At 58.5% G+C, this 13,091-nt stretch carries 11 protein-coding genes; 9 read left to right on the top strand and 2 right to left on the bottom strand.

Annotated elements, in window-relative coordinates; all coding sequences use genetic code 11:
- The 3 genes from rlmKL to KUL77_RS00230 all read left to right on the top strand — a co-directional run bounded on the left by rlmKL (position 1) and on the right by KUL77_RS00230 (position 5,497).
- A complete protein-coding gene (rlmKL, locus tag KUL77_RS00240) occupies positions 1 to 2,130 on the top strand; it encodes a bifunctional 23S rRNA (guanine(2069)-N(7))-methyltransferase RlmK/23S rRNA (guanine(2445)-N(2))-methyltransferase RlmL (RefSeq protein ID WP_297141995.1) in 2,130 nt (709 codons plus the stop codon).
- 92 nt (positions 2,131 to 2,222) lie between these two features.
- Positions 2,223 to 3,602, top strand: a complete 1,380-nt coding sequence (gene hisS / locus KUL77_RS00235) for a histidine--tRNA ligase (RefSeq protein ID WP_297141992.1) — start codon at positions 2,223 to 2,225, stop codon at positions 3,600 to 3,602.
- Positions 3,602 to 5,497 (top strand): aromatic amino acid ammonia-lyase, encoded by a 1,896-nt coding sequence (locus KUL77_RS00230; protein WP_297141990.1) that lies wholly within the window; start codon positions 3,602 to 3,604, stop codon positions 5,495 to 5,497. The genes hisS and KUL77_RS00230 overlap by 1 nt, the downstream gene beginning before the upstream one ends.
- Before the next feature lie 59 nt (positions 5,498 to 5,556).
- Here the strand turns inward: KUL77_RS00230 and KUL77_RS00225 are convergent, their stop codons facing one another.
- On the bottom strand, positions 5,557 to 6,375 hold the full coding sequence (locus KUL77_RS00225) for a hypothetical protein (RefSeq protein WP_297141987.1): 819 nt from the start codon (positions 6,373 to 6,375) through the stop codon (positions 5,557 to 5,559).
- Positions 6,376 to 6,537: 162 nt separating this feature from the next.
- Between KUL77_RS00225 and KUL77_RS00220 the strand changes: the two genes are divergently transcribed.
- Positions 6,538 to 6,777 (top strand): helix-turn-helix transcriptional regulator, encoded by a 240-nt coding sequence (locus tag KUL77_RS00220; RefSeq protein WP_297141984.1) that lies wholly within the window; start codon positions 6,538 to 6,540, stop codon positions 6,775 to 6,777.
- 17 nt (positions 6,778 to 6,794) lie between these two features.
- Here KUL77_RS00220 and KUL77_RS00215 read toward each other — a convergent pair whose 3' ends face one another.
- Positions 6,795 to 7,676 carry a pirin family protein gene (locus KUL77_RS00215; RefSeq protein WP_297141981.1) on the bottom strand — a complete coding sequence of 294 codons (882 nt, stop codon included), beginning with the start codon at positions 7,674 to 7,676 and terminating at the stop codon, positions 6,795 to 6,797.
- Positions 7,677 to 7,806: 130 nt separating this feature from the next.
- Between KUL77_RS00215 and KUL77_RS00210 the strand changes: the two genes are divergently transcribed.
- The 5 genes from KUL77_RS00210 (at position 7,807) to hisC (ending at position 13,089) form a co-directional block, all read left to right on the top strand.
- Entirely contained in the window at positions 7,807 to 9,357 is a 1,551-nt protein-coding gene (locus KUL77_RS00210; protein WP_297141978.1) for an EAL domain-containing protein, read from the top strand.
- Between the two features lie 100 nt (positions 9,358 to 9,457).
- Positions 9,458 to 9,781 (top strand): YerC/YecD family TrpR-related protein, encoded by a 324-nt coding sequence (locus KUL77_RS00205; RefSeq protein ID WP_297141975.1) that lies wholly within the window; start codon positions 9,458 to 9,460, stop codon positions 9,779 to 9,781.
- A gap of 10 nt (positions 9,782 to 9,791) precedes the next feature.
- Positions 9,792 to 10,706 (top strand): ATP phosphoribosyltransferase, encoded by a 915-nt coding sequence (gene hisG / locus KUL77_RS00200; RefSeq protein WP_297141972.1) that lies wholly within the window; start codon positions 9,792 to 9,794, stop codon positions 10,704 to 10,706.
- Complete coding sequence (gene hisD / locus KUL77_RS00195) at positions 10,703 to 12,001, top strand: histidinol dehydrogenase (protein ID WP_297141969.1); 1,299 nt, start codon at positions 10,703 to 10,705, stop codon at positions 11,999 to 12,001. Before hisG ends, hisD begins: the two co-directional genes overlap by 4 nt.
- On the top strand, positions 11,998 to 13,089 hold the full coding sequence (gene hisC, locus KUL77_RS00190; protein WP_297141967.1) for a histidinol-phosphate transaminase: 1,092 nt from the start codon (positions 11,998 to 12,000) through the stop codon (positions 13,087 to 13,089). The genes hisD and hisC overlap by 4 nt, the downstream gene beginning before the upstream one ends.
- The last annotated feature ends 2 nt before the right edge of the window (positions 13,090 to 13,091 follow it).

The raw sequence follows: 13,091 nt of genomic DNA, 5'->3' as shown, positions 1-13,091 counted from the left end.
ATGAAGTTTTTTGTTTCCTGCGGCAAGGGGTTGGAATACCTGTTGGTGGATGAGCTCATTCAGCTTGGCTGCGTGCGCGCTACCGCCACCATGGCCGGCGCCAATGTGGAAGGCAGCACGCAGGACGCGCAGCGTGCAGTGCTGTGGTCGCGCCTGGCCAGCCGGGTGCTGTGGCCGATCGCCGAGTTCGACTGCGCCGACGAACACGCGCTGTACACCGGGGCCGCGGCGGTAGATTGGGCCGCACATATTGGCCCGATGCACAGTATTGCGATTGACGCGCACGTTTCCGGCGAGGCCATCACCCACGCCCGCTACGCCGCGCAGCGGGTGAAAGACGCGATTGTCGATCGCTTGCGCCAACAGACCGGGCAGCGCCCAGATGTGGATGTGGAATCACCTGATGTGCGTATTAGTCTGGTGCTGCGCAAGGGCCGCGCGCTGCTGTCGATTGACCTTTCCGGCGGGCCGATGCACCGCCGCGGCTGGCGCAAAGTGCAAGGCCTCGCACCGTTGAAAGAAACTGTGGCCGCTGCGGTGCTGCTGCGCGCGAAGTGGCCGCAGGCCTATGCCGAGGGCGGCGACCTGCTCGACCCGATGTGCGGCAGCGGCACGCTATTGATCGAAGGCGCGCTGATGGCCGCCGATGTGGCGCCGGGGCTGCGCCGTCACGGCGGTCTGCCGCCTACGCGCTGGCGCAATTTTGATAGTGCAAGCTGGGAAGCCCTCTACGTTGATGCACAGCAGCGCGCCCAGCGCGGCTTGGCGGGCTTACGTCCGTGTTTTCACGGCAGTGATCTGGACCCGCACGCGATCCGCGCGGCGCGTGAAAATGCGGAAGTGGCTGAAGTGCTGGAAGCCATCTCCTTCGCTGCCTGCGACGTGGCTTTCCTGCCGAAGCAAGAGAATCCGCTGGGCGTGGTGGTGTGTAACCCGCCGTATGACGCCCGCCTGCAGGCCGACCCGGCGCTATACCGCGCATTGGGCGATGCCTTGAAACAATCTGCACCCAACTGGCGTGCGGCGCTGCTATGCGGCGATGCTGAGCTGGCGCGCGCCACCGGATTGCGCGCTAAGAAGAGCTACCAGGTCTTCAATGGTGCGATCGAATGCAGCTTGATTGCGGTGGATCCCATCGCGCCGCCGCAGCGCGAGGGCGTGGTCAAGCGCGAGCTGCCGGAAGGCGCGCAGATGGTGGCCAATCGCCTGCGCAAGAACCTCGACAAACTGGCGCGCTGGCGGCAGCAGGAGCAGGTCAGCTGCTTCCGCGCCTATGACGCCGACATCCCCGAATACGCCTGCGCGGTGGACGTGTACACCAGTGTGGACGGCGAGGTGTGGCTGCACGTGCAGGAATACGCCGCGCCCAGCACGATCCCCGAGGCCACCACCCGCAAGCGCTTGAACGACCTGCTGCTGGGCGTGCGCGAGGTGTTCGGCCTGCCCAAGGAACGCGTTGCGGTGAAGACCCGCAGCACCGGCAAGGGCGGCAGCAAGTATGGCCATTTCGACCATCGCGGGCAGTTCTTCGCGGTGGAAGAAGGCGCGGCCAAGCTGCAAGTCAACCTGTTTGACTACCTCGACACTGGCCTGTTCCTCGACCATCGCCCGCTGCGTGCGCGGATGGCGCTGGAGGCGCGCGGCAAGCGCTTCCTCAACCTGTTCTGCTACACCGGCGCGGCCACCGTGCAGGCGGCGGTGCAGGGCGCGGCGGAGACCACCAGCGTCGATCTTTCCAGCACCTATCTGGAATGGCTGGCCGACAACCTGCGCGGCAATGGCGTCGGCGGCACCCGTCACCGGATTGCCCAGGCCGATGCGCTGAAGTGGCTGGAGGCCGATACCGGCGAATTTGATGTGATCTTCTGCGACCCGCCCACCTTCTCCAACTCCAAGCGCGCCGATGACTTCGACGTGCAGCGCGACCATGTGCGCCTGCTGCGTGCGGCGCTGGCGCGGCTGGCGCCCGGTGGCGCGCTGTACTTCAGCAACAACTTCCGCCGCTTCAAGCTGGACGAGGCCGCGCTGGCGGAGTTCGCGCGGGTGGAAGACATTAGCGCCAGCACCATCCCGCCGGACTTCGCCCGCAATGCCCGCATCCATCGCGCGTGGAGGTTGACGCGGCGCTAAGTCGGCTTAGTTCGCACGATCGGCTTTTTTATTCTCTCTGCTTTGCGCAGCCACGGCTTACAATAGCGGCTTTCGTCCTGCGGAGTTCCGCCTTGATTAAGCCGCGTACCCCCACCGGGGTGATGGAGTTGTTGCCGCGCGATCAGATCGCGTTCCAGCGCATGCTCGACACGATTCGCCATACTTTCGAGCAATTTGGTTTTTTGCCGGTGGAGACGCCGGTGATGGAGCTCACCGACGTGCTGCTCACCAAATCCGGCGGCGAGACCGAACGACAGGTGTATTTCCTGCAGTCCACCGGATCGTTGGAAAAACAGGGGGATGGGCTGCCGGAATTGGCGCTGCGCTTTGATCTCACTGTGCCGCTGGCGCGCTATGTGGCCGAGCACGAGCACGATCTGGCGTTCCCGTTCCGCCGGTATCAGATGCAGCGCGTGTACCGTGGTGAGCGCGCACAGCGCGGGCGGTTCCGCGAGTTCTATCAGTGCGACATCGACGTAATCGGCAAGGACACACTGTCGCCACGTTTCGATGCCGAAGTGCCCGCAGTGATTGCCTCTGTGTTTGAGCGCCTCGCCATTGGCGAATTCACCATTCAACTCAATCACCGCAAGCTGCTGCGTGGCTATTTTGAAGGGCAGGGTATTGAGGGTGACGCGCAAATGTTGGTGCTGCGCGAGCTGGACAAGCTCGATAAACGCGGAGCCGATGCGGTGCGTGCAACGCTTGCAGGCGAAGGCTTTGGCTTGTCTGAAACGGTGATCGACAAACTGATGACGTTCTCGCAGGTGCGCTCCACCGGGCATGCCGACGCGCTGAGTAAGCTTGATGCATTGGGTGCAGGCACGGCGATGTTTGAAGAAGGACGCAGTGAGCTGCGTGCGATCTTGAACCAACTCAAGGCGCTGGGCGTGGCTGAGACGCGCTATGCCTTGAATCTGTCGATTGCGCGCGGCCTCGATTACTACACCGGCGTGGTGTATGAAACCACACTCAATGCGTATCCACAGATCGGTTCCATTTGCTCGGGTGGGCGTTATGAAAACCTCGCCGGACATTACACCAAGTCCAAGCTGCCGGGCGTAGGCATTTCCATTGGGCTGACACGTTTGTTCTTCCAGCTCAAAGACGCGGGGCTTGTGGCCACGGCCGATAGCTCGGTAGATGTGTTGGTGGCGCTGATGGATGAAGCGGGCTTGGAACATGCGTTGGCGCAGTCGCAACGCCTGCGTGCAGCAGGGTTGAATGTGGAAACCCAATTAGAGCCGCGTAAGCTGGCTAAACAGTTGCAGTATGCCGACAAAGCCGGAATTCGCTTCGTAGTGATGCGTGGTGAAGACGAGGCCGCACGCAATGTGGTGACGGTGAAAGATCTGCGCCGTGGCGAACAATTTGAAGTGGCGGAGACCGAACTGGCGTCTTCGCTATTGGTAGAACGTGAGCAGCTGCGTGGCGCAGCGGGGAATGCGTAATGAGCAATATTGTGCAATTAGATGGCCTGTCGCTGCAGCGTGAGCAATTAGTGGCGGTAGCGCGCGGGGCACGGGTAGCGTTGGATGAAACCGCGCTGGTGCGCGTGGCGCGTGCTGCGGAATTTTTAGCTGCGCAGGTGGATAAACAAGAGCCAATCTACGGCGTATCCACTGGCTTTGGCAGCAATGCCGACAAGCTCTTGGGCGCGCACCGCCTGCGTGACCAACTACCCGGCGCAACCAAGTCCGCGCAGCCGCCGCATATCGAACTGCAACGCAACCTCATCGTTACCCATGCCGTGTGCGTGGGGGAACCGTTCGCGCCGGAAGTGGTGCGGGCGATGCTGTGCATCCGGATCAATACCCTGTTGCGCGGGCATTCCGGCATTCGCGTGCAAACGCTGCAAGCCTTGGCCGATATGCTCAATGCCGATATCGTGCCGGTGGTGCCGCAGCTGGGCTCGGTGGGGGCGTCGGGCGATCTTGCGCCGCTTTCGCACTTGGCTATTGTGCTGTTGGGTGGTGGCGAAGCCTTCGTTGATGGTGTGCGCATGGCCGGTGGCGAAGCCCTTAAACGTAAAGGGTTAACGCCGGTTGAGTTGTCGTATAAGGAAGGGCTAGCACTAAATAACGGTACCGCGCAGATGCTGGCCACCGGCGTGCTGGCACTGCAGCAGTTGGAAGACTTGCTTGATACCGCAGACCTTGCCGCTGCGATGACGATCGACGCGTTCGCAGGCCGTTTGGGTGCGTTCGCACCGGAAGTGCACGCACTACGTCCGCATCCTGGGCAGGTGAAGACCGCCGCGAATTTGCTACACGTGCTGGAAGGCTCCACGCTATCGGATATCGCCTATCACTTAGTGCCGAAATTCCGCAGCTGGCAGCCTTCGAGCTGGGATACGCCCGCATCGCAAGCGCTGGGGTTCGATATCGGCTGGGATTGGGTGCCGCTCAATCAGCGTCATGGACGCGAGAAGTTCTATCAACGTTTTCTGCCGTTCCGTGGCGGCAAAAAACACCAGCCACAAGATAGCTATTCGCTGCGCTGCATTCCGCAGGTACATGGTGCTGTGCGCGATGCAGTGGAACAGGCCAAGCGCGTGCTCGACATCGAGCTTAATGCACTAACCGATAACCCTATCGTGTTCCCCGACAAGGTGAATGCCAAGCATGTAGAAGAGCAAGTCATCTCCGCAGGGCACTTCCACGGGATGCCGCTGGCGCTAGCGATGAGCTATGTGAAAGCCGCTATCCCGGTCTTGGCGTCTATTAGCGAACGCCGCCTCAACAAATTGGTGGATTCTGCCAATAACGATGGTTTGCCTGCATTCCTCATCGGTAATGAAGATGGTACGGAATCTGGTTTTATGATCGTGCAGTACACCGCTGCGGCGATCGTGAATGATCTTGCCAGCCGCGCCATGCCCGCATCCGTGTATTCCATTCCTACCAGTGCTAATGCCGAAGACCATGTGTCGATGGGCGCGAACGAAGCACGCCATGTGCTGGCGATGGTGGGCGACTTGGGCAAAGTGTTGGGGCTTGAACTTTATACCGCCGCACAAGCACTGGACCTGCGCCGCGACATGATCAATGCCGCGTGCGAGCTGGCCCGCCGCAGCGATGCCGCAAGCTTTGCCGCCAAGGTCTCTGGTGGCCCGCTGCCCGATTCGGCTGACCGCGCAGAGTTTCTTGCCGAAGTGGATGCGCTGCGCGTACAGCTGGCACAAGCAGGTGAATTCCGCCCTGGCAAAGCCGTGGCGGCCGCTCATGCTGCAATTCGCGCGCGTCTGCCCTACCTAGAACGCGACCGCGCACTTGATGGAGAAGTAGCCGCGGCCGTAGCAATGGTGGCAGAGGGGAGTGTGCTGAAGGCGGCGCGTAGCGTTTAATGCGGTTCTAAAAAGAGCGCGACGCAGTGGTGCGTCGCGCTTTTCGCGCGTCCCATTTTTTAGAAGCTGGCGCGAATGCCAAGGCGATAAAAGCGCACATCCTTATAGAATTCGGCTTCACCAACTAGGCCAAAGTTGGGAGTAAAACGGTACTGAAAACCAATGTTGCCGACGCCAGAATTGTCAATCAAGAAATTCTCATCTACACGCAAATAACCGCCTTTAAGCCAAAGCTCTAAACTGGAAGTGGGCCGAGCGCGGATACCGAGCATCAATTTCCCAGCGTTTAGATGGTCAGTGCCGTCGAGGTTATTCAGTGGGTTAGCTGTATCACTATAATCGACGTCTCCATCCAGCCGCACCAATGAGAGCTCGCTGATGAAGTCCGTGCTTGCGGATAGCGGTAGGCGTGTGCCAAAGCCAATTTCCGTTTGGTTAATAGCGACGCTTAGCTTCTCAGTGTCCTGGCTCCAGCTTTTTTGTGCACGGTCATAACCGGCGAACAGATAAAGATTATTGGTGACGGCAGCGGACCCGCGCACATAACCGCCGTTACCGTTTTCATTGACACCATACATGTCAACATCAAGCCTGCCTACGCCGCCTTCGATATAGCTATAAGAGGGGCTTTCTGCTGCTGCTTTGGCCGTGGTAACGGGGGCGTAAGCGGGTGCAGACACGGTGGCGGGCGGTGCCGCAGGCTGTGCTTCATTCTGTACCGGCACGCTTTGAGCCCTCGCTGCAGCAGCGGCCTGCTCATTTTTGGCTTTTTGCTGTTCCCACCACGACGTCTGCTGTGCTTGGGCAATGTTTGGCAGCCAGCTCAGTGCTAAAAGTATGCTAACGCCAAGGCAGGTAGAGGCAACTTCCTTTTTCATACGTTTATTTTCCTTGTGTTGAGCGCCTCATTTTACAGATTGCAAAAGGCTGAGGCGTAGAGTCTTTTGTCTAAAGTAAATGAGATTTATAAGCAATAGAATTATAGGCAGTAGATTTATTAACTGTAGATTGTCAAGCTGTAGTCGCTGATTCTGGCCTGTATGGCTAAAGTCGCGCCCGCTTATATTTCTGCCAGACAGCGTATCTCCCGCAACATTCGGGCGCTGTGCAGTGAGCGTGGGTTGAGCCAAGAGCAATTAGCGGAATTGGCTGATTTCCATCGCACCTATGTGTCGCAGCTGGAGCGCTGTGTCACGAATATCAGTATTGATGGGCTGGAACGACTGGCAGCAGCGCTGCGCGTTGACGTTGTTGATTTGCTGATTGTTGAAGGGCGCTGATTGATGCTATTCGAGAATCAAACAGACCACCCTTCCGGCATAGGGATCCATTCTTGATGGTCCGCGTCGGGAAGTTTCATGCGCCCGGCTTGCCAGTCGTGAGCGGCGGCGCGCAGGGTGTCTTTGCTGGAAGAAACAAAATTCCAAAGCATGAAGCGCTCACCAATCGGTTCGCCGCCCAGCAGCATGACCACCGAGGGCGTGGTAGCGGTAATGGTGACGGCTTTGCCTGCTGAAAGGACGGCCATTTGACCGGGTGCTAACGGTTGCCCATCTACTTGCACTTGGCCGCTGGTAAGGTACACCGCGCGTTCGCTATAGGTAGGGGGCAGGCTGTGACGCGCACCTTCTTGCATGTTGAGATGTTGAAAAAACATCGGTGAGTAAGTGGTTGCGGGTGCCGTTAGGCCATCTATTTCCCCGGCAATCAAGCGTCCCTGTACGCCATCACTTTCCCATGTGGGAAGAGCGCTAGCGGCGTGGTGCTGAAACATTGGGTCCATCTGTTCTTTGTCATCAGGCAGCGCGACCCATGCTTGAATGCCATGCATATCGGCGCCGTGCGCGCGGGCGTATTCCAAGCGTTCGCTATGGGTGATACCTTTGCCTGCGGTCATCCAATTTACTGCGCCGGGGCGGATCTCCTGTTCAAACCCCAAGCTGTCGCGGTGCGTGATTGCCCCGCTATAGAGATAGGTGACCGTCGATAAGCCGATATGCGGGTGAGGGCGCACGTCGAGTTCACGCGGGATGCCTGCTTCCAGCGTGAGCGGGCCAAGGTGATCCCAGAAAATGAAAGGACCCATCATGCGCCGCTTCCGGAATGGCAGTACGCGGCCAACGACAAAGCCCCCGCCGAGGTCGTGTGTACGCTTCTCAATGAGTAGCTCGATGCTCATCGGGTGCTCCTAACGCTTAAATTTGCGTTATAACAAAGACTAATTAAAAAGATGTCATTTTGACCTGTTTATTGCGCTGCTTTCGTTGTGCTGTGGGTGAGGCACAGCTGCACTTGTGAACGGAGGGGGAGTGAGCAAACGTACCATTTTGGTAGTCACAATTTTTGCGGGTTTGTTAACGATAGCCTTGCCCATTGCAATTTCATTGCATCTTGCAGATAAGGCAGCTCTAGATCGTGGGCGCGAATATGTTTTAACCTTTGCTGATGAGGTGATTACGCGCTCGGATCTTGCGGCGAGTCAGGCAATCCACGCGCGCGACGTTATGCAGTCGCTGCCGTCCACACAGCCTTGTGATGAGCTGCACGTGACGATGATGCGTCGGCTTGCGTTTTCCTCCAACTATCTCAAAGCTGTGGGGCATGTTGAGCAGGGGCGGCTACTTTGTTCATCCATTGGCGGCGCGCTAGGGGATTTCAACCTTGGGCCTGTGGATGTGTACCAGCCCAATGGTGTCACGATCAGAAGTAATGTTGAATTTTCCTTTCTTCCGAACGAACGTTTTTTTGCACTTGAGCAAAATGGTTTTGTGGCCTTTGTTCAAAAGGAAATGCCGCTTGATATTTCGCGCCATCGCAGTGAGCTGTCGGTTGCGGTGCTTTCAAAGATTGGCGATAAGCCCCTGAGTGCGCAGGGGTATATTGATCCGAGATGGATCAAAAAGATGTGGGAAGGTCAGCGCATGACGTTCCTTGATCGTGGCTATCTTGTGGCTGTTGTGCCGTCGCAAACGAATTGGATTGGTGCTGTTGCTGCACTGCCTCTTTCGGAGGTCAATTCCTCTGCGCTTGCGCGTGTGATCGTACCTCTAGGCGTTGTCGCCTCGGCGTTGTTGACGATGCTTCTGATTTATCTGGCAAGACAGCAATTGTCTATGCCCTCCGCCATTAAATCTGGGTTGCGACGGAACGAATTTCATCTTGAGTACCAGCCTGTCATTGAGTTGGCCACAGGGTGCTGGGTGGGTGCCGAAGCCTTGATGCGTTGGACACGTCAGGGTGGGGAACGTGTGCGCCCTGATTTATTTATTCAAGTGGCTGAAGATAGCGGCTTGATTGGGCGTATCACAGCGCAGCTCGTGCAGTTGCTTAAGAGAGACTGGGTTGTTTTGCTGCCAAGCGAACGCAAATTTCATATTTCGATCAATGTTTCAGCGGCAGATTTGCGAAATAAAGAGTTGCCCGCATTGCTTCACAGCATGTGTCAAGGCGCGGGGCAGGCGCCCTGTAGGCTTATCGTTGAAATTACTGAGCGTTGCTTTCAGGATCCTGAAGCGACCCGGCAAGCAGTTCAAGCGTTACGTGAGAAAGGGATCGAAGTTGCGATAGATGATTTTGGAACGGGCTATTCAAGCCTCTCCAGCTTGGAGCATTTCGAGCTTGATTACCTAAAAATTGACAAGACATTTGTGGACACGATTGGTGTAGAGACAGCCACCAGCCACGTGATTTTCCACATTATTGAAATGGCGAAGGCACTGAATTTGCAGATGATTGCTGAAGGTGTTGAGACCGAAGAACAGGCAGAATTTTTGCGTAATCACGGTGTGCAGTACGCGCAGGGATGGCTGTTCTCTAAGCCGTTACCGTTACCTGTATTGCTGAAAAAGCTTGAAATTTAGCGGCCCTTGCTTCGGTGTGATGGGCGGGTGATGGTGCAGTAGTCACTTGACATTAGTAAATTGCTTGACTAATGTAACAGCACGCTATTACATTAACGCAATGAAACAACGCCCCGATCCCCTGCCGCAATACGATGCTGCCGTTGCTATCAATGCACTGGCGCAGGTGCTTGCATCGCTAAAAGATGCGGAGGAAGTACGGGCGTTTCTTGAAGATCTCTGCACGCCTGCAGAGCTGGAGTCGATGGGTGACCGCTGGAAGGTGGTGCCGTATCTCTTGCGGGGCGTGCCTTATCGCGAAATCCACGAACGCACCAAGGTCAGCGTAACGACCGTTGGCCGCGTTGCGCGTTGTCTGGAGCGCGGTGCCGGTGGCTACGGTGCGGCCGCGCGCCGTATGCATCTTATTCCCGAATCCCATTGAGGCCACCGCCATGAGTCCTGCCGCAAGTGCGGCAGTGCGCGACCGTCTGCGCATTGCCATCCAAAAATCTGGCCGCTTGAGCGAGCCTGCGCGTGCGCTGTTGTCTTCAGCAGGGTTGAGTTGGCGTGAAAGCCGTGATCGCTTGTTTTGCTACGGCGAATCGCTGCCGGTGGATTTGCTGCTGGTGCGCGATGACGATATTCCCAGCTTGATTGCCGAAGGCGTGTGTGACCTCGGCATTGTTGGGCGCAATGTGCTGAATGAAGAAATCGACGGACGCAGCGCGTCCGGTCAGCCCGCAGCGTTCCGTGAATGGCGGGCGTTGGGTTTTGGTGGTTGCAAGTTATCGGTGGCCGTACCGGAGGGGGGGGACTGGCGCGGCGCGCAACAGCTCACGGGCAAACGCATCGCGACCACTTATCCAAATCAGCTCCGCACATGGTTGCGTGCACAGCAGGTAGAGGCTGACATTGTGGTGCTCAACGGCTCGGTAGAAATTGCGCCGCGCCTCGGCCAAGCCGATGCAATTTGTGATTTGGTTTCAAGCGGGGCAACGCTGGCCGCAAATCAGCTCAAAGCCGTTCAGGACGTGATGTTGAGCGAAGCCGTGTTGGCGGGGCCGGTGCAGCCATTTGGTGATGTGCGTGCAGAACTTGCAGATCTGTTGCTGCGGCGGATGGACGGCGTGCTGCGCATTCGCGATAGCAAGTTGCTGCTGTTCCAAACCGCGCGCGACAGTTTGCCGCAGGTGTTGCAGTTGTTGCCCGATGCCGAGCCCCCCACGATGTGCGCGGTGGATGGGGCTGACACGCTGGCACTGCAGGCGCTTTGCCACGGCGCGATGACATGGCAGCGCTTGGAAGACTTAAAGCGCGCCGGTGCGCGCGGTCTGATGGTGTTGCCGGTGGAGCGGATGCTGGCATGAAGATCATCAACTGGAATCAACTGGATGCTCAGACGCGTGCGGCGCTGCTGCAGCGCCCGGTGCAGGCAGTATCGGACGCGGTACGTGCAGGTGTCACAGCGATCTTTGCCGAAGTGGAGGCGCGTGGTGATGCCGCATTGCGTGCCTATACGCAGCAGTTTGATGGCGTGGCGCTGGAACGTTTTGAAGTAGAGGAAGCCGAGTTCGCCCAGGCACGCACGCAAGTGGCGGCGGATGTTCAGGCCGCTATCGTGGAAGCCGCCGCACGGATTGAGGCCTATCACCGTGCGGGGATGGCGGCGAGCTATGCCGTAGAAACTGCAGCGGGGCTGCGCTGCGAACGCGTGCAGCGGGCAATTTATCGGGTAGGTTTGTATGTGCCAGCGGGTAGTGCACCGTTGCCATCTACGGCGTTGATGTTGTGCATTCCCGCGCGCTTGGCGGGCTGTAAGGAGGTTGTGCTGTGCACGCCGCCGCGCAGCGACGGCAGCGCAGACCCGGCGGTATTGTTGGCCGCGCAGCAGGCTCCGGGCGTGCGTGTGTTCAAACTAGGCGGCGCGCAAGCGATCGCTGCACTGGCACTTGGAACGGACAGTATCCCGCGCTGCGACAAGTTATTTGGCCCCGGCAATGCTTGGGTGGACGAGGCCAAACGGCAGGCCGCGCAGCGCCCCGGTGGGCTGGCGATTGATATGCCCGCAGGGCCATCGGAAGTTTTGGTGATTGCCGATGCGGGCGCGAACGCGGCCTTCGTTGCGGCAGATTTACTTTCGCAGGCCGAACACGGTCCCGATTCGCAGGTGCTATTGCTGAGTGATAGTGACGTATTGCTGCAAGCTGTGGCGGCAGAAGTTGCGTTGCAGTTGCCACTGTTGTCGCGTTCGGAGATCGCAGAGCGTGCGCTGGCTAATTCACGCTTGCTGAAGGTGGACACCATCGCGCAAGCAATCGAAGTAAGTAACACCTATGCGCCTGAGCACCTTATTTTAAGCGTGCGCGAGCCACAGGCATGGCTTGCTCAGATTGATAACGCGGGCAGCATTTTTCTAGGAGACTGGACGCCAGAAGCACTGGGTGATTATTGCAGTGGCAGTAACCATGTGCTGCCTACAGGCGGCGCGGCGCGGGCGTGGAGTGGGCTTTCGGTGGCAAGCTTTCAAAAGGCGATCACGGTACAAGAAGCTACGCGCGTGGGGATTCAAAATGCGGGCCCTTGTGCCGCCACGTTGGCGCATGCCGAAGGGCTCACCGCACATGCGCGCGCGGTGGAACTGCGTTTGGAGCAAGCCGCATGAGTACGACAGTGAATGCTTTGCTGCGCGCCGACCTGCGTGATTTCGGCGGCTATAAATCGGCGCGTAGTGAAACGCTGGCAGGAAGTATTTGGCTTAATGCCAATGAGTCGGCGTGGGCGAATGCTGCGGATTCTTCCGCACTCTTGCGGCGCTATCCGCAGCCGCAGCCGGAAGTCTTGTGCGCGCGCCTAGCGCAGTTGTATGGCGTTGCACCCGCGCAGCTTTTGGTGGGACGTGGTAGCGATGAGGGGATTGACCTTTTGCTGCGCGCGTTCTGTATGCCAGGCCAAGGCAAGGTGGTGATCGCGCCACCAGTATTTGGTATGTATGCGGTCTGTGCGAAATTGCACGGCGCGCAAATCATCAATGTGTCGCTGCATGATAGCGAAGAAGGCCTTTGCGCCGACTTGCAAGCGATGGGCGATGCGGCACTCGCGCAGAACGCGTCATTGCTATTTCTGTGCACGCCGGGCAACCCATCAGGAGAGCTACTTGCGTTGCAGGCCGTTGCGACGCTTGCACAGCGCCTACGCGGAACATGCATTGTGGTGGTGGATGAGGCCTATCTTGAATACGCCGATGCACCGTCGGCTGCAACGCTGCTGAGTGATTTCGACAATATCGCCGTTCTACGCACGTTATCGAAAGCACACGCACTGGCCGGGGCGCGGGTGGGCTGTGTGCTCGCGGGCGCGACACTGATCGATGCGCTGCGTCGCTGCCAAGCGCCTTACCCCATGCCGCAGCCGGTGGTAGAAGCCGCGCTGGCCGCCGTGGGTGATAGTGAACTGGCGCTCACGCGTAGCCGCATGGCCGCAGTGCGCGAAACGCGACTGCGGCTGGCGGATGGCTTGCGCGCGCTGCCCTTGGTGCGTCGCGTCTATACCTCGGCAGGAAATTTCTTGTTGGTGCGTTTTACCGATGCCGATGCGGCGTTTACTTCGCTGCTAGCTGCTGGTGTTGTCGTGCGCGATATGCGCGCTATGCCGCAGCTTGGCGACGCGCTACGGATCACGGTGGGCAGCGCCGACGAGTGTCGGCAGGTGTTAAAAGCACTGGATACGCGCGTGTGGGAGGCGGCGGCATGAGC

Source organism: Thermomonas sp. (assembly GCF_019104945.1).
Taxonomy (GTDB): domain Bacteria; phylum Pseudomonadota; class Gammaproteobacteria; order Xanthomonadales; family Xanthomonadaceae; genus Thermomonas.
This window is presented reverse-complemented; position numbering and strand designations above follow the sequence as displayed.